A 15,916-nucleotide genomic window follows, 5' to 3' on the forward strand; every position below is an offset into this window, starting at 1 on the left:
CGGCACTCAGCCGGTGATTTCCCACTCGTACACGGTGAGTTCCGATGCGCCGCTGGTGTGAATGGGATCGGTGAACACCAGATCCCGGGCGGCATCGAGGTTTTCGGCGAGGATGACGTAGGCGCCACCGCTGTTATCGGTGAACTTGCCCGTCTCGACCAATTGCCCGCGCGAGCGGACGCCGTCGAGCCACTCCCGATGAGGCTGTGCCACAGCCGGATCGAAGCGCGGGGTGCGCATTGCCAGCACCAAGTACTTGCGCACCCTGCGCCTCTCCCTAATTAATTCTGTTCGTCGTCGGTGCGCGGCGTGGCGCGGGTTGCGGCCGCCGCGGCCCGGACCTGCGGTGCGACCTGCACCACCTGACCGAGCACACCGTTGATGAACGAGGGCGAATCGTCGGTGGAGAGCTCCTTGGCCAGTTCCACCGCTTCATCGACCGCCACCACGGGCGGAACGTCATTGGCGTGGAACAACTCCCACACCGCCACCCGCAGAATGGCACGATCCACGGCGGGCAGCCGGGACAGGGCCCAATCCTGCAGGTAGGACTCGATGGTGCCGTCCACCCGGTCCAGATCGTCGGCAACGCCTTCGACCAGCACACGGGTGTAGGGGTTCACCGGGGCCACCGAATCGTCCCGCACGGAGAGCGAGACGCGTTCGGACAGCAGTTCCGCAGGGTCGATGTCACGGGCTTCTGCCTCGAAGAGCAGATCGACCGCACGTCGGCGCGCCTTGTGTCGCGCACCCAGCTTCTTGAAACTCGCGGACTTCTTGTCCTGGGGCTGATTGGCCACGGTCACCAGTATCCGCGCGTCAGGAGTTGACGCGGCTGATGTAGGAGCCGTCACGGGTATCGACGCGCAGCTTGTCACCCTGATTGATGAACAGCGGCACCTGGATTTCCGCGCCGGTCTCCACGGTGGCGGGCTTGGTGCCCGCGCTGGAGCGGTCGCCCTGCAGACCCGGCTCGGTGTGGGTGACCACGACATCGATGGCGACGGGGAGCTCGACGAAGAGCGCCTCACCCTCGTGCATCGCGATCTGGACCTGCATGTTCTCCAGCAGGAAGCCCGCGTTCTTGCCGAGGGTGCCCTCCTGCAGGTGAATCTGGTCGTACGTCTCGCCATCCATGAAGATGAAGTCCGAGCCGTCGTGGTACAGGTAGGTCATATCGCGACGATCGACCGTCGCGGTCTCCACCTTCACACCGGCGTTGAAGGTCTTGTCGACCACCTTGCCCGAGACCACGTTCTTCAGCTTGGTACGCACGAAGGCGGGACCCTTACCCGGCTTGACATGCTGGAACTCGACAATCTGCTGCAGATTGTTGTCGATCTTCAGCACGAGGCCGTTCTTGAAGTCGCTGGTATCCGCCACTGTCCTCGGATCTCCTGTTCTAGTTCCATTCGCGGCTCGCCGCGCTGGCAGACCGGCGTCATTCGACGACGGTCAGGTCTTTGCTGGTGCGGGTGAGCAGCTCCGGGCCCCCTTGGCGAACCACGAGCGTATCCTCGATCCGGACTCCGCCGCGGCCGGGGAAATACACACCTGGCTCGACGGTCACCGCCACGCCATCGAGAAGTGTACCCGTGCCCGTTTTGGCGATTCCGGGCGCTTCATGGATCTGCAGGCCGACACCGTGTCCGAGGCCGTGCACAAAGAGTTCGCCGTAGCCCGCCGCCTCGATGACGGAGCGGGCGGCAGCGTCGACCGCGCGGGTCGAGACGCCGGGGGCCAGGGCCTCGCGCCCCGCCTGCTGCGCCGCGCTGACCAGGTCGTAGATCTCACGCTGCCAGTCCGAGGGCTGGCCCAGGACGTAGGTGCGCGTCATATCCGAGTGATAGCCGCCGAGCATCGCACCGAAGTCCAGCTTCACGAAATCCCCCGTGGCCAGCACCGCCTCGGTCGGACGATGGTGCGGGACGGCCGAATTCGCGCCGGCGGCCACGATCGTCTCGAAGGCGATGGCATCGGCGCCGTGCTCGAACATCAGCCACTCCAGCTCACGAGCGACCTGGCGTTCGGTGCGACCGGGGCGCAGCCCACCGCGCTCGAGCAGGGTGGCCAGGGCGGTATCCGCGGCGGCGCAGGCGGCGGTGAGGAGGGCGACCTCGTGCGCGTCCTTCACCATGCGCAGCTGCTCCACCAGCCCCGAGACCGCGACCAGTTCGAGTCCGGTGACCAGGCCCTCGAAGCCGCGATGCTGTTCGACGGTGAGCACGTGACTCTCGAAACCGACTCTGCCGGTCTGCCACTCCCCCGCGATCTGCACCACGCGGCGCGCACTGGCCCGGTTGATCTCGGCCCGCAGATCGGGGACCTGCTCGCCGACCTGAGTGATGTAGCGGCCGTCGGTGCAGATGACGGTGCGGTCCTCGGAGCTGTCCCAGGAATCCACCAGCAGTGCGGCATTCGATCCGGTGAAACCGGTCAGATAGCGAATATTGATCAGATCCGTGACCAATAGCGCGTCGACGCGGTTTTCGACCAGCAGGTTCCGCAGGTTGGCCCGGCGCGCCGCGTAATCGGGCCGCCCGCCCGGATCGTGGTCAGCAGACATGCGTCCAAGCTACCGCCGACACGCCGCAACACCGACACCCAACACGTAGATGCCCGAATTGGGCGAAAGCCTGGTTGTTCACATGCCAAGTGGTTCTCCACAATTCGTGATTGCGCCGCCCACGGCGGCGTCCGGGGCGGCAGGCTCGATCTATGCGATTGCTGCCACTGCTCGTCCTCGCCGCCTGGTGCGCGGCACTCAGCTGTATCGATCTGCGCATGCGGCGACTGCCGAATTCGCTGACGCTGCCCGGTGCGGTCGCGGTGCTCTGCTACGGCTCGGCTATCGGTCGTCCGGCGGCCGCGGCGCTCGGTGCGCTCTTGCTCGCCGTGCCCTATCTACTCGTACATCTGTGTGCCCCGGCCGCACTCGGGGCCGGTGATGTGAAACTCGCGCTCGGGCTCGGGGCGGCGACCGCACTGGGCGGCGCGCACGCCTGGGTGTGGGCGGCGCTGGCCGCACCCGCGATCACCGCACTAGCCGGGGTCGGCTTGCTGCTCGCGCAGGCGGTACGACCCCGGGATTCGGCTGGCCCCGACCCGCCGATCGGTACCGTCGCACACGGTCCCGCCATGTGCGCCGCCAGTGTGCTTGCGCTCCTTGCCACGCCGTGACCGCACGGTCGGCCACGCCGTGACCGCCCTGTTTGCCGCACCATGACCCGGGTCACGCCGGACCGCGTGTCCGGGTAACCGTATTCACGTGGAAAGATGTAACCCGTGTTGCGCTGGATAACTGCCGGAGAATCCCATGGCCCTGCTCTCGTCACCATCCTCGAGGGGATGGTGGCCGGTGTCGAGGTGAGCTCTGCCGATGTCGGCGCACAGCTGGCCCGCCGGCGTCTGGGCTACGGCCGTGGCGCCCGGATGAAGTTCGAGGCCGATGTGGTCACCCTGGTCGGCGGCGTGCGCCACGGCCGCACCATGGGCGGGCCGGTCGCCATCGAGGTCGCCAATTCCGAATGGCCCAAGTGGACCCAGGTCATGTCCGCCGATCCGGTGGACGAGGCCGAGCTCGCCGAGCTGGCGCGCAATGCGCCGCTCACCCGGCCCCGGCCCGGGCACGCCGATTACTCGGGCATGCTCAAGTACGGCTTCGACGACGCCCGCAATGTGCTCGAGCGCGCCAGCGCCCGCGAGACCGCCGCGCGCGTCGCGGCCGGGACCGTGGCCAAGAACTTCCTGCGGCAGGCGCTCGGGGTCGAGGTGATCTCGCATGTGGTGTCCATCGGCACCGCGGCCGATACCACCGGCTTCGTGCCGACCGCCGCGGATCTCGACGCGATCGACGAGAGCCCGGTGCGGGCGTTCGACAAAGCGGCCGAGGCCGCCATGATCGTCGAGATCGAGGCCGCCAAGAAGGACGGCGACACCCTCGGTGGTGTGGTCGAGGTCGTGATCGAGGGGCTGCCCGTCGGACTGGGTTCGTTCACCAGCGGTGAGGCGCGGCTGGATTCGCGACTCGCGGGCGCGCTCATGGGAATTCAGGCCATCAAGGGTGTCGAGGTGGGTGACGGTTTCGAGACCGCGCGCCGCCGCGGCAGCCAGGCGCACGACGAGATGAAGCCCGGCCCCGACGGTGTGCTGCGCTCCACCAACCGCGCGGGTGGGCTCGAGGGCGGTATGACCAATGGCGAGCCGCTGCGGGTGCGCGCCGCCATGAAGCCCATTTCCACTGTGCCGCGCGCACTCTCGACGGTCGATATGTCCACCGGTGACGAGGCTGTCGCCATTCACCAGCGCTCCGATGTGTGCGCGGTGCCGGCGGCCGGTGTGGTCGCCGAGGCCATGGTCGCCCTGGTGGTGGCCCAGGCGGTGCTGGAGAAGTTCGGCGGCGACTCGCTGCCGGAAACCGTCGACAACATCAACGGCTACTTGAAGCGAATCAACGCGCGCCCGCACGTTCCCTCGGGCAACGCGCCACAGTGACCGGCGAAACCGATCAGCAGCCGCCGAGCGTGGTGCTGGTCGGTCCGCCCGGTGCGGGTAAGTCGACGATCGGCCGCAAACTCGCACGCGAACTCGGCGTGGACCTCTACGACACCGATGCCGGGATCGAGGAGCAGACCGGGCGCACCATTCCCGAAATCTTCGCCGAGGACGGGGAACCGGAGTTCCGGCGCATCGAGGAACAGGTGGTGCGCGACGCCGTCCTGGCCGGACACGGCATCATCTCCCTCGGCGGCGGCTCGGTGCTCTCGGCCACCACCCGGGAACTCCTCCGCGGCCGCACCGTGGTGTACCTGGAAATCAGTGTGGGCGAAGGACTTCGGCGCACCGGGGCCAGCACCAACCGCCCGCTGCTCAACGGCGCCGATCCGGGCGCCAAATACCGTGAGCTGATGAAGATCCGCCGCCCGCTCTACCGTGAGGTGGCGAGCGTGCGCGTGCGCACCGACGGCCGCAGCCCCGGCCGCGTGGTCAAAATGATCCTCGGCAAACTCGGCCTGGAATCGACTCTGCCGCAAGAGGATACGACCCCCGACCTGCCCCCCGTGCCTCTGGAACCGAACGACTCCAGCCGCTCCCGTTCACGCCGCCGCCGACGCCGCGGCCGTAGCCGCGCCGACAGCGCAGCCCCCACCCAGCCGAATCCCTCAGCACCCGAGGCAGTCCCCTCCGCCTCCGCACAGCCGAACCCCGCCGATCCGGACTCCGAGACCGGTCCCGACGACGCCACGACCAAACCCGCCCGCCGCAGCCGCCGGTCTCGCCGCCACAGCCGCCGCCCGGCGGGTCCCGCCACCGGCGCCACGACGGCCGATGCCACGGACGGCAGCGGCGCCGCGGCGATCGCGGAGGGCGGCGCCTCGGGAGCGGGCGAACCGCGGCCGGATTCCGGCTCCGCCACAAGAGGTTCCGCGGGCTCGGATGCCAACCCCGCCGCAGCAGCCCAGCCAACCGACTCCGACGCTTCCCCACGGGCCTCGACGCGTGGCGGTCGTCGCAGGGCTGCCGCCAATCGGCGATCCGCAGCCCGAAGCGCAGCGGCGGAGGGAACGCAAGCCACGACCGGGGGCGCTATTGCGAATCCGGCTGCTGAACAACAGGATTCGGGGACGCAGAGTGCGCCGGGGGCCGGGCGGTCGCGGCGGGCTCGGGCCCGCCGGGCGCGGGCGCGGGCTCAGACCGGACCCGAATACGGACCAGAACAATCCGCACGAGAAGAATCGGAGCAGCCCCTATGAGCGAGCCGACCCGCATCGAGGTCCGCACCGCCGACCCGTACCCGGTGATTATCGGGCGTGGTCTGCTGGGCGACCTGGTGGACGAGGTGACCCGCAGTTCCGCCGTGCGCACCGTCGCGATCTTCCATCAGCCGCCGCTGGCCGAGACCGCGGAGGTGGTGCGGAAGGCGCTGGCGGACAAGGGTATCGACGCGCACCGCATCGAGATTCCAGATGCCGAGGACGGTAAGGATCTGGCCGTCGCGGGCTTCTGCTGGGAGGTGCTCGGCCGCATCGGTCTCACCCGCAAGGATGTGATCATCAGCCTCGGCGGTGGCGCGGCGACCGACCTGTCCGGCTTCGTCGCCGCCACCTGGATGCGCGGTGTGAATATCGTGCACGTGCCGACCACCCTGCTGGCCATGGTGGATGCGGCCGTCGGCGGTAAGACCGGCATCAATACCGAGGCGGGCAAGAACCTCGTCGGTTCCTTCCACGAGCCGGCCGCGGTACTGGTCGACCTCGCCACGCTGGAAACGGTGCCGCGCAATGAGATCGTGGCGGGCATGGCCGAGATCATCAAGGCCGGTTTCATTGCCGACCCGGTCATTCTGGAGCTGATCGAACGCGATCCGCAGGCCGCGCTCGACCCGACCGGCGAGGTGCTGCCCGAGCTCATCCGCCGCGCCGTGCAGGTCAAGGCCGATGTGGTCGCCGCCGACCTCAAGGAATCGGATCTGCGCGAGATCCTCAACTACGGCCACACCCTCGGCCATGCCATCGAGCGCCGCGAGCGCTACCGCTGGCGTCACGGCGCGGCCGTCTCGGTCGGCCTGGTCTTCGCCGCCGAACTCGGCCGCCTCGCGGGTCGTCTCGACGATGCCACCGCCGAACGCCACCGCAGCGTGCTGGCCAGCGTCGGCCTGCCCACCAGCTACGACGCCGACGCGCTCCCCCAGCTGCTGGACACCATGCAGACCGATAAGAAGACCCGCTCCGGCGTGCTGCGCTTCGTGGTCCTGGACGGTCTGGCCAAGCCGGGCCGGCTGGAAGGCCCCGACCCGTCGCTGCTGGCCGCGGCCTACTCGGCGGTCGCCCGCGAGGGCAGCACCGGCGGCGGCGCGATCCTGCTGTAGTCGCAGCCGTCGTCCCGGCATGCTTTCGGCCGGGATCCACACTGACGACGCCCCAACGGGTTTCGGTGGATTCCGGCCGAAAGCGCGCCGGAATGACGGGGCCCGAATGACAACGCGCTGCTGCGGAATTCCGCAGCAGCGCGCATGTGTCGGGGTCCGGGCGTGTCAGACGCTCGCGTGCTCCTTGTTCAAGGAGACGGAGTCGTCCGCAGCGGTGCCCGAGCTCTTCTTGTGCTCACGGCCGACCAGGTAGCGGCCGATGGCCACACCGATCATGGCCGGGATGAAGATCAGCAGGATGATGAAGGACGCGCCCGAGGTCATCTCGAAGAGCAGCCCGTTGGAACCGAGATCGAACTTCGGCACGAAGCCCAGGATCCAGGCGACGAGGCCGCTGCCCAGTCCACCGGCCAGGCCCGCCTTCAGCCAGCGCATGGTGAGATCCGCGCCGTCCTCCGGTTCGACGTTCTTCCGCCGATCGGCGCGCCCGTCGAGAACGCCCCAGGCGACCACCGCGACCACCATGACCAACAGGCACAACATTCGCATCCACGCACCATTGGTCGGCCAGTACACCATCGCGAAGCCGAGCAGGGTACGCAGCACAACGGTCAGCGCTCCCAGTACAACGGCGCGCAACACCCACGCATTCATGATGATCACCTTAACCTGCGAACCGGCTCGTTCGAACTGAAACTCGTTCTAGAACTGTATCCCGTTCGTCCCGACACGGCCCCGACGGGCACCCGCGCCCCCGCAACACCTTCCGACACGCTGCTACAAAGGCACGGTGAGCACTGACGAAAGCTCCGCGAGCATCGAGGCCGTCGCCCTGCTGCAGGATCCGATCCGCAGGCGGCTCTACGAGCATGTCGCCGCGGCGGACCACGATGTGAGCCGGGACGAGGCCGCGGCGGCGGCCGAGATCAAGCGGCCGCTCGCCGCTTTTCATCTCGACAAACTCGCCGAGGCCGGCTTGCTCGACGCGGTGTTCCGGCGGCCCGAGGGTAAGACCGGCCCGGGCTCGGGACGTCCGGCGAAGTTCTACCGGCGCGCGGATGCCGAGTTCGCGATCAGCCTGCCGGCCCGCGACTATCGCACGCTCGCAACGGTTCTGGCCGAGGTGATCGAACATGTCGGACTCGAGGATGCCGTCGCGACGGCCGCCGCCCAGCACGGGCCGGCGGTGGCGGGCGGGGATCTGATGGCGGCGCTGCGCGAGCGCGGTTATGAGCCGTACCTCGACGGTGCGGTGATTCGCCTGCGCAACTGCCCTTTTCACCGGCTGGCCGTCGACTTCCCGCCACTGGTCTGCGGAATGAATCTCGCACTGCTCGAGGGCCCGGCCACCGAAGCCGGATGGACGGCCCGCATGGATCCGGCGCCGGGCAGGTGCTGCGTAAGCCTTTCTAAAACAAACAATGATTAGTTATAGTCGAGATATGCATCTCGCTCAGCTCAATATCGGGCGGCTCGTCGCACCCGAAGGCGACCCGCAGGTCGCGGAGTTCTACGCCGAACTCGACCGGATCAATGCCGTCGCCGAGGCCTCCCCCGGGTTCGTCTGGCGCCTGGTGGACGGCGAGTCGAACAATGCGACCTCGCTGCGGCCCTATGCGACCGACCCGGACATGCTCATCAATATCAGCACGTGGGAGTCGCGTCAGGCGCTCTTCGACTACGTGTATCGCAGTACGCACATGGAATTCCTGCGCCGCCGCCGCGAATGGTTCGTCCCGCTGGGCAAAACGGCCACCGTGCTGTGGTGGGTCCCGATCGGCCACACGCCGTCCATCGAGGAGTCCATCCAGCGGCTCGAGCACCTCGAAGCGCACGGCCCTACACCGCATGCGTTCACATTTCGCAGTGCGTTCGAGCCGCAGCCGGCCGGATAACGTCAATCCCGCAGTGCCGCAGCCATTTCGGCGCGAGGGGCGGGCTTGCCCGTGAACTGCTCGACCTGGTTGTATGCCTGGTTCAGCAGCATGTCGAGGCCGCTGATCACGGTGTGCCCCGCCCGGGTGACCGCCTCCGCGAGCGGAGTGGGCCACGGGTTGTAGATGGCGTCGAGCACTATCGGAGCCTGAGCCACCGCATCCGCGACGGCGGCGGCCGCGGACGCCGGGACGGTGCTCACCACGACATCGACATCCGAGCACACGAAACCCAGCGTGTCCGGGTCGAATCCGATCACCTCGGCCGACAGGCCCAGTCGCTCGGCCAGTTCCAGGGTGTCGGCAGCCCGGCCCGCATCACGGGCGACGATGGTGACCGTATGCGCGCCGAGTTCGGCCAGGGCCAGCAGCGCCGGGCGCGCGGTGCCGCCCGCCCCGAGCACCACGGCCTTCGAAATCTCTTCGACGCCCGCGCCTTCCAGCGCACCGCGCACCCCGTCCACATCGGTGCAGTCGGCGCGCCACCCGGTATCGGTGCGCACCAGCGTATTCGCCGACCCGACGAGCTCGGCCCGCTCGGTGCGCTCATCCGCGTAGGCGAGGGCGGCGACCTTGCCGGGCATGGTCACCGACAGCCCGACCCATTCCGGGCCGAGGCCGTCGACAAAGCCGGGCAGCTCGTCGCCGGTGCACTCGACCCGCTCATAGGTCCAGTCCAGGCCCAGCGCGCGGTAGGCCGCCAGATGCAGCTGCGGCGAGCGGGAATGCGCGATCGGGCTGCCCAGGACGGCCGCCCGGCGATTACCGTCCACTGTCGAGAATTCCACTCTGCCTGGCCTTTTCAATATTGCGCAGATGCTCGTTGTAGTTGTCGGTGAACAGGGTGGTGCCCTGCTTGTCGACGGTCACGAAGTACAGCCAGGTGCCGGGGGTCGGATTCTCCATGGCGCGCAGGGCATCCAGCGACGGCGCGGAGATGGGGCTGACCGGCAGGCCCGACATGGCGTACGTATTCCACGGCGTCTTGCGATTGCGGTCGGCGTCGGTGGTGGCGACCTCGGTGCTCGGCAGCGTGTAGTTGACGGTGGAGTCGAACTGCAGCGGCTGCTCGGCCTTGAGCCGGTTCAGGATGACGCGCGCGACCTTGGACATGTCCTGCGGCAGGGCTTCCCGCTCCACCAGCGACGCGCCGATCAGCGTGTCATAGGGCGAGAGACCGTTGGCGGCATTGGACTGCAGCAGACCGGTCGATTCGTAGCTGGCGGCGCTCGCGATCACCAGCTGCTTGAGAATCTGGTCGGGCGCGGCGCTGGGATCGAAATCCCAGGTGCCCGCGGCAATCAGGCCCTCCAGCTGGCGCGAGCGATCGGGCACCGCGCGCACCCGGTCCAGGGCCCAGGCGGGCACACCCAGCGCCGCCGGATCGGTATTGGTGCCCGCGGCCTCGAGCTGGTCGTAGGTCACGCATTTCGCGGTGCTGCCGTCACCGACACAGCTGGCGTCGGCGATCTTGCGGTAGATGCCGTCCTTGCGCGCATTGGTGGTCACATCGGTGGAGTCGTGCAGCTGCCGGCCCTCGGAGATCACCACATTGCCGACCCGGGAGCTGGGGGTCACCAGGGCGACCACGGCCTCCGACGCCTTGCTGTGCCCGGGTATGGCGTAGTAGCCGGGCTGCACCGCATTCATATTGTCATTGCGCACGGCCGCCTCGTAGAAGGCGGCGCTACTGGCGACAACACCCTTGGTGTGCATGGTTTCGGCGATCTGGGTGGCGGTATCGCCGGGCTTGACCTGCACCACCGCCAGCGGTCCCTGCGAACCGGAGGCGAAGTCCTCGGCCGGGGAGAAGCGGTTCATGAACTTCCACGACGCGAAACCGGCTGCGCCGACGAACAATACGGCGAGCACCGCGCCGATGACCCACATATTGCGACGGCGGCGCTTGCGTTCGGCGGCCTTGCGGGAGGCGACCCGGGAGCGCTTGGGGCGCTGCCCGCCCGAGCGCCCGCCGCCGCGTCCACCACTGCGCCCGGCCGATGCCCGGGACCCGCGTGGTTTCGCGGGGCGTCCGCGATCGGGCCGCTGCGGCGCCGGGCGGCGCGGCGGCTCGGGCTCGAGCAGGGGCTCCTCGTCCTCATCCTCGTAGCGCGGGATGATGGTGGTGTCGTCTTCGTAATCGTCGGCTTCCGACCATTCCAGATCGTCACGACGGTAGCGGTGTTCAGCGCTCTGCCGGTAGCGTTCCTCGGCTCGCGTCCAGCGGTCGGTCATGCAAGATCACCATCACCGCGCGGCTTCAATGCTGCACTCCGTTCGTCCAACCAACCCTGCAGGATCGACACGGCGGCCGCCTGATCGATGACCTGCCGCTGCCCGCGCGCGCGAACTCCACTGTCCCGCAACGCGCGTGCAGCAGACACCGTAGTCAAACGTTCGTCGGAAAGTCGCACCGGGATCGGCGCGACCAGGGTCCGCAAACGCCCCGCGAAGGTGGCCGCCAGCTTAGCCGACGAGCCGCTCTCCCCGCGCAAGGTGCGCGGCAGGCCGACGATCACTTCGACGGCCTCGTACTCCCGCACAATCTCGGCAATTCGCGCGAGATCGGGCGAGAGGGTGCCGGGCGCGACCTTTTTCGCCTTCGGCACCGTCTCCACCGGGGTGGCGAGAATACCGTCCGGGTCACTGGAGGCGACACCGATGCGGACGGTGCCGACATCGAGGCTGATACGCCGGCCGCGTCCCGGATCGTCCGCGAGGGTGGGCCGGTCCACGGGATACCCCGCGCTTTCGGCAGGGGTCCGGGCGTCGCCGCCCGGGCTGTCCGAGGGTTCGGAATGCGACATCAGCCGGCGAGCTCGGCCACCTGCGCCCGCACGGCCGCCAATCCGGCCTCGATACCGGACGGATCCGAGCCCGCGCCCTGCGCCATCTCCGCCTTACCGCCACCGCGGCCATTGATCTTGGGCCCGAAGCCGGCGACCAGGTCACCGGCCTTGATGCCGAGATCCTGCGCGGCCTTGGTCACCGCGACCACAAATGGCACCTTGCCCTCGTCATTGCCCAGCAGCACCACGATCGCGGGCTCGGAACCGAAGCGGCCCTTGATGTCCACGACCAGGGTGCGCAGATCACCGGCACCGACGCCCTTGGGCGCGGCGGCGGCCACCAGCAGCACCTTGCCGATGCGCTGCGCCTGCTCCACGAAGGTGCCCGCCTGAGACAGCACGGCCGCGACCTTGGTGCGCTCGAGCTCCTTCTCGGCAACCTTCAAGCGCTCCACCAGCTGCTCGACCCGCCCCGGGACCTCTTCCGAGGGCACCTTCAGCGAGGACGCCACACCGGCCAGCAGCGCGCGCTCCTTGGCGAGGTACTTGTAGGAGTCCAGGCCCACAAAGGCTTCCACGCGTCGCACACCCGAACCGACCGACGATTCACCCAGCAGGGTGATCGGCCCGATCTGCGAGGAGTGCTGCACATGGGTGCCACCGCACAGTTCCATGGAGAACGGTCCGCCGATCTCCACCACGCGCACCTCGTCGCCGTAGTTCTCGCCGAACAGCGCCATGGCGCCCATCTTCTTCGCCGACGGCAGATCGGTGACGAAGGTGTTCACCGTGAAGTCGTCAGCCACGGCATCATTGGAGATGGCCTCGATATCGGCCTTCTGCCCCTCCGACAGCGCGCCCTGCCAATTGAAGTCGAAACGCAGGTAGCCCGGCTTGTTGAGCGAACCGGCCTGAACGGCGTTGGGGCCCAGCACCTGTCGCAGCGCGGCATGCACCATATGCGTGCCGGAGTGACCCTGGGTCGCACCGCGCCGCCACGAGGGATCGACGGCGGCGAGCACGGTATCGCCCTCGGCGAGCTGACCGGCCTCGATCGTGGTCTTGTGCACCCACACCTTCTTGGCGATCTTCTGCACATCGTTGATGCGCGCCTTCATCGCATGCGAGGAGCTCAGGCTGCCGCGATCGGCGATCTGACCACCGGACTCGGCGTAGAGCGGCGAGCGGTTCAGAATGACCTCGACGTCCTGCCCGATCTCCGCGACCGGCACCCGCACGCCATCCTTGATGATCGCGAGAACCGTTGCCTCGGTGGACAGTTCATCGAAACCGGTGAACTCGGTGGCGCCGCGATCGACGAATTCCTTGTAGATCGTCAGATCCGCGTGCGCGTGCTTGCGGGACTGCGCGTCCTCCTTGGCGAGTTTGCGCTGCTCGGCCATGAGGGAGCGGAAACCCTCCTCATCCACCGAAAGCCCGGCCTCGGAAGCCATTTCCAGGGTCAGATCGATCGGGAAGCCGAAGGTGTCGTGCAGCAGGAACGCCTCGGTGCCGCTGATCGTCTTGCCGCCCTGGGCCTGCACCTCGCTGACGGCGTCGTCGAACAGCTTGGAACCGGTGGTGAGCGTGCGCAGGAACGCGCTCTCCTCGCCGACTGCGACGGTCTCGATGCGCTTGAAGTCGGTGGCCAGCTCCGGGTACGAGGGGGCCATGAGGTCGCTGACGACCTTCATGAACTCGCCCATGACCGGCTGGTCCGCGCCCAGCAGGCGGGCCGAGCGGACGATGCGCCGCAGCAGCCGGCGCAGCACATAGCCGCGGCCGTCATTGCCCGGGTTCACGCCGTCGGCAATGAGCATGGCGCCGGTGCGGGCGTGATCGGCGATGACGCGGAAGCGCACATCGTCGGCGTGCTCGACACCGTAGTTGCGGCCGGTCAGCTCCTCGGCCTTGGTGATGATCGGGCGCAGCAGGTCGGTCTCGTAGACATTGTCGACACCCTGCAGCAGGAATGCGACACGCTCGACGCCCATGCCGGTGTCGATGTTCTGCTTGGGCAGCGGGCCCAGGATCTCGAAGTCGTCCTTGCTCCGGCCCTCGCCACGCTCGTTCTGCATGAACACGAGGTTCCAGATTTCGAGGTAGCGATCCTCGTCGGCCTCCGGGCCGCCCTCGATACCGAATTCGGGGCCGCGGTCGAAATAGATCTCCGAGCACGGGCCGCACGGGCCGGGGATGCCCATGGACCAGTAGTTGTCGGCCATACCGCGGCGCTGGATGCGCTCGGACGGCATACCGAGCTCGAGCCAGATCTGCTCGGCCTCGTCATCATCGAGGTAGACGGTGGCCCACAGCTTTTCGGGGTCGAAGCCGTAGCCGCCGTCCTCGACGCTGTCGGTCAGCAGCGACCAGGCGAAGGCGATGGCCTCACGCTTGAAGTAGTCGCCGAAGCTGAAATTGCCGGCCATCTGGAAGAAGGTGTTGTGGCGGGTGGTGACGCCGACATTCTCGATATCGCCGGTGCGCACGCACTTCTGCACGCTGGTAGCTCGCGCCCAGGGCGGCGTCTGCTGACCGAGGAAATACGGGACGAACTGGACCATGCCTGCATTGACGAACAGCAGGTTGGGGTCGGCCAGGATCAGCGAGGCACTGGGAACCTCGGTGTGTCCGGCACGGACGAAATGCTCCAGGAAGCGTCGGCGAATCTCGTGGGTCTGCACAGATATCAAGCCTACCGGTCCCGGTCCAGCGGGTTTCCGCCGACCACCGGGCGATAGATACCATCGCGATGGTGACTGTGATCCCGGACCCATCGACCCCGTTCCCGCTGCCGCACACGGACCGGACGGTCTACCTGAAACCGCACATCACCTCGGCCAGTATCGAGGTCGGCGACTACAGCTATTTCGACGATCCCGTCGCGGCGACGGAGTTCGAGGCCAATAACGTCCTCTACGCCTTCGGCCCGGAAAAGCTGATCATCGGCAAGTTCTGCGCCCTGGCCACCGGCACCCGCTTCATTATGGCCGGCGCCAATCACGCCACCGCGGGCGTCTCGACGTTCCCGTTCACCATCTTCGGCGGGACCTGGGCCGAGCAGACCATGGACATCATCACGTCGATCCCGAGCAAGGGCGACACCGTGGTCGGCAATGACGTGTGGTTCGGCTACAACTCGCTGATCATGCCCGGCGTGCGCATCGGTGACGGCGCGATCATCGCCACCGGCTCGGTGGTCACGGCCGATGTGCCGCCGTACACGATCGTCGGCGGCAATCCGGCCAAGCCGGTCAAGCAGCGCTTCGACGATGCCGAGGTGGACCTGCTGCTGCGCGCGGCCTGGTGGAACTGGCCCATCGAACTGGTCACCGAGCACGTCCGCGTCATCATGGCCGGCACCCCGAAGGAGATCGGGCAGATCGCCCGCGAAAACGGGCTCCTCGCAAACTGAATCGAGACCGCCCGGTCGCGACGTGACTTCCGTCGATAACCGGACATGCGGGGTGGCGAGTTCTAGGCTCGCGGTGTCGGCTCAGTGGGCCGCGAGCCGGCACCTTCCGCCCCGAGAGGAGTCGGCCATGCCGAACATGAGCTCGTACGCACCGGGCGTGCCCAATTGGGTAGACCTGGCCACCACCGATATCGACGCAGCCAAGAATTTCTACGGCACCCTGTTCGGCTGGCAGGCCAATGTCTCGCCGGATCCGCAGTACGGCGGCTACACCATGTTCACCCTCCCCGGCGCTGCGGGCGGCGAGGTGGCCGCCGCCATGACGATCATGAATCCGGGACAGCCGCCCGCCTGGACCGCCTACGTCAATGTCCTGGACGCCGATGCCACGGCCAAAGCCGTACAAGCCGCCGGCGGTCAGCTGTTCATGGAACCCATGGATGTGCCCGAGCAGGGCCGGATGGTCGTCTTCGCCGATACCCAGGGCGCGGTCATCGCCGGCTGGCAACCGTACGGATTCGCGGGCGCGGGCGTGGTCAACGAACCGAACAGCTGGTGCTGGAGCGAGCTCAACTGCCGGAATATCGAGCCCGCCAAGGCTTTCTACGCCGAGGTCTTCGGCTGGGAGAGCTCGACCGCCGCATTCGGCAGCACCACCTACACCGAGTTCAAGGTCGGCGGAAGCTCCATCGCGGGCATGATGCAGATGGACGACAACTGGCCGCCGGATGTGCCCGCGCACTGGCTGAACTACTTCGCGGTGAGCGACGCCGACGCCATCGCGGCAAAGACCGCCGAGCTCGGTGGCACCGTCGCCGTACCTCCGACCGATATGACCATCGGCCGCTTCGCCATCCTCAGCGATCCCCAGGGCGCCCACTTCGCCATCATCCGCCTCGCCGGCTGAACG

The 15,916-nt window shown here is 67.8% G+C and carries 16 protein-coding genes and 1 pseudogene; 8 read left to right on the forward strand and 9 right to left on the reverse strand.

Annotated features, from left to right (window positions below; translation table 11 throughout):
• Positions 1-6: 6 nt before the first annotated feature.
• The 4 genes from ABZX86_RS05390 to ABZX86_RS05405 are packed head-to-tail and all read right to left on the reverse strand — an operon-like array spanning position 7 to position 2,566.
• Positions 7-264, reverse strand: coding sequence for a YciI family protein (locus tag ABZX86_RS05390; RefSeq protein ID WP_355120296.1), 258 nt, complete (start codon positions 262-264; stop codon positions 7-9).
• A gap of 17 nt (positions 265-281) precedes the next feature.
• Positions 282-800, reverse strand: a complete 519-nt coding sequence (gene nusB / locus ABZX86_RS05395) for a transcription antitermination factor NusB (RefSeq protein WP_297628906.1) — start codon at positions 798-800, stop codon at positions 282-284.
• Positions 801-819: 19 nt separating this feature from the next.
• On the reverse strand, positions 820-1,383 hold the full coding sequence (gene efp / locus ABZX86_RS05400) for an elongation factor P (RefSeq protein WP_327145649.1): 564 nt from the start codon (positions 1,381-1,383) through the stop codon (positions 820-822).
• 58 nt (positions 1,384-1,441) lie between these two features.
• Positions 1,442-2,566, reverse strand: coding sequence for an aminopeptidase P family protein (locus ABZX86_RS05405; RefSeq protein WP_355120299.1), 1,125 nt, complete (start codon positions 2,564-2,566; stop codon positions 1,442-1,444).
• 152 nt (positions 2,567-2,718) lie between these two features.
• Here ABZX86_RS05405 and ABZX86_RS05410 point away from each other — a divergent pair, with 152 nt between their 5' ends.
• From ABZX86_RS05410 to aroB, 4 genes and pseudogenes are all read left to right on the forward strand, one after another.
• The gene (locus ABZX86_RS05410) at positions 2,719-3,180 is read left to right on the forward strand and encodes an A24 family peptidase (protein WP_355120301.1); all 462 of its coding nucleotides are present in this window, start codon (positions 2,719-2,721) and stop codon (positions 3,178-3,180) included.
• A 105-nt stretch (positions 3,181-3,285) separates the two neighbouring features.
• The gene (aroC, locus tag ABZX86_RS05415) at positions 3,286-4,494 is read left to right on the forward strand and encodes a chorismate synthase (protein WP_355120303.1); all 1,209 of its coding nucleotides are present in this window, start codon (positions 3,286-3,288) and stop codon (positions 4,492-4,494) included.
• 29 nt (positions 4,495-4,523) lie between these two features.
• Positions 4,524-5,009: pseudogene (locus ABZX86_RS05420) on the forward strand (shikimate kinase); the annotation flags it as partial.
• Positions 5,010-5,749: 740 nt separating this feature from the next.
• Positions 5,750-6,868, forward strand: a complete 1,119-nt coding sequence (gene aroB / locus ABZX86_RS05425; RefSeq protein WP_355120305.1) for a 3-dehydroquinate synthase — start codon at positions 5,750-5,752, stop codon at positions 6,866-6,868.
• A 165-nt stretch (positions 6,869-7,033) separates the two neighbouring features.
• Here aroB and ABZX86_RS05430 read toward each other — a convergent pair whose 3' ends face one another.
• On the reverse strand, positions 7,034-7,522 hold the full coding sequence (locus ABZX86_RS05430) for a B-4DMT family transporter (protein ID WP_355120307.1): 489 nt from the start codon (positions 7,520-7,522) through the stop codon (positions 7,034-7,036).
• A gap of 136 nt (positions 7,523-7,658) precedes the next feature.
• On the opposite strand from ABZX86_RS05430, the gene ABZX86_RS05435 reads away from it, so the two are divergent.
• A complete protein-coding gene (locus ABZX86_RS05435; RefSeq protein ID WP_355120309.1) occupies positions 7,659-8,297 on the forward strand; it encodes a transcriptional regulator in 639 nt (212 codons plus the stop codon).
• A gap of 13 nt (positions 8,298-8,310) precedes the next feature.
• Entirely contained in the window at positions 8,311-8,763 is a 453-nt protein-coding gene (locus ABZX86_RS05440) for a DUF3291 domain-containing protein (RefSeq protein WP_355120311.1), read from the forward strand.
• Positions 8,764-8,765: 2 nt separating this feature from the next.
• On the opposite strand, the gene ABZX86_RS05445 is transcribed toward ABZX86_RS05440, so the two are convergent.
• The 4 genes from ABZX86_RS05445 to alaS form a co-directional block, all read right to left on the reverse strand.
• Complete coding sequence (locus tag ABZX86_RS05445) at positions 8,766-9,590, reverse strand: shikimate dehydrogenase (RefSeq protein WP_355120313.1); 825 nt, start codon at positions 9,588-9,590, stop codon at positions 8,766-8,768.
• Positions 9,565-11,037 carry an endolytic transglycosylase MltG gene (locus ABZX86_RS05450; protein ID WP_355120315.1) on the reverse strand — a complete coding sequence of 491 codons (1,473 nt, stop codon included), beginning with the start codon at positions 11,035-11,037 and terminating at the stop codon, positions 9,565-9,567. Before ABZX86_RS05450 ends, ABZX86_RS05445 begins: the two co-directional genes overlap by 26 nt.
• A complete protein-coding gene (gene ruvX / locus ABZX86_RS05455) occupies positions 11,034-11,537 on the reverse strand; it encodes a Holliday junction resolvase RuvX (protein ID WP_355120317.1) in 504 nt (167 codons plus the stop codon). The genes ABZX86_RS05450 and ruvX overlap by 4 nt, the downstream gene beginning before the upstream one ends.
• 71 nt (positions 11,538-11,608) lie before the next feature.
• Positions 11,609-14,275, reverse strand: a complete 2,667-nt coding sequence (gene alaS, locus ABZX86_RS05460; protein WP_355120319.1) for an alanine--tRNA ligase — start codon at positions 14,273-14,275, stop codon at positions 11,609-11,611.
• A gap of 71 nt (positions 14,276-14,346) precedes the next feature.
• Here alaS and ABZX86_RS05465 point away from each other — a divergent pair, with 71 nt between their 5' ends.
• Together ABZX86_RS05465 and ABZX86_RS05470 are read left to right on the forward strand one after the other, a co-directional pair.
• Positions 14,347-15,006, forward strand: a complete 660-nt coding sequence (locus tag ABZX86_RS05465; RefSeq protein WP_355120321.1) for a CatB-related O-acetyltransferase — start codon at positions 14,347-14,349, stop codon at positions 15,004-15,006.
• A gap of 127 nt (positions 15,007-15,133) precedes the next feature.
• The gene (locus ABZX86_RS05470; RefSeq protein ID WP_355120323.1) at positions 15,134-15,913 is read left to right on the forward strand and encodes a VOC family protein; all 780 of its coding nucleotides are present in this window, start codon (positions 15,134-15,136) and stop codon (positions 15,911-15,913) included.
• The last annotated feature ends 3 nt before the right edge of the window (positions 15,914-15,916 follow it).

It is taken from the genome of Nocardia sp. NPDC006630, from assembly GCF_040611495.1.
Lineage (GTDB): Bacteria > Actinomycetota > Actinomycetes > Mycobacteriales > Mycobacteriaceae > Nocardia.

What these genes read in the sequence shown, in the direction of transcription:
- ABZX86_RS05405 (WP_355120299.1), bottom strand. Translation starts at nt 2,566, where the DNA reads ATGTCTGCTGACCACGATCCGGGCGGGCGGCCCGATTACGCGGCGCGC.
- ABZX86_RS05410 (WP_355120301.1), top strand. Translation starts at nt 2,719, where the DNA reads ATGCGATTGCTGCCACTGCTCGTCCTCGCCGCCTGGTGCGCGGCACTC.
- aroB (WP_355120305.1), top strand. Translation starts at nt 5,750, where the DNA reads ATGAGCGAGCCGACCCGCATCGAGGTCCGCACCGCCGACCCGTACCCG.
- ABZX86_RS05430 (WP_355120307.1), bottom strand. Translation starts at nt 7,522, where the DNA reads ATGAATGCGTGGGTGTTGCGCGCCGTTGTACTGGGAGCGCTGACCGTT.
- ABZX86_RS05440 (WP_355120311.1), top strand. Translation starts at nt 8,311, where the DNA reads ATGCATCTCGCTCAGCTCAATATCGGGCGGCTCGTCGCACCCGAAGGC.
- ABZX86_RS05450 (WP_355120315.1), bottom strand. Translation starts at nt 11,037, where the DNA reads ATGACCGACCGCTGGACGCGAGCCGAGGAACGCTACCGGCAGAGCGCT.
- ABZX86_RS05470 (WP_355120323.1), top strand. Translation starts at nt 15,134, where the DNA reads ATGCCGAACATGAGCTCGTACGCACCGGGCGTGCCCAATTGGGTAGAC.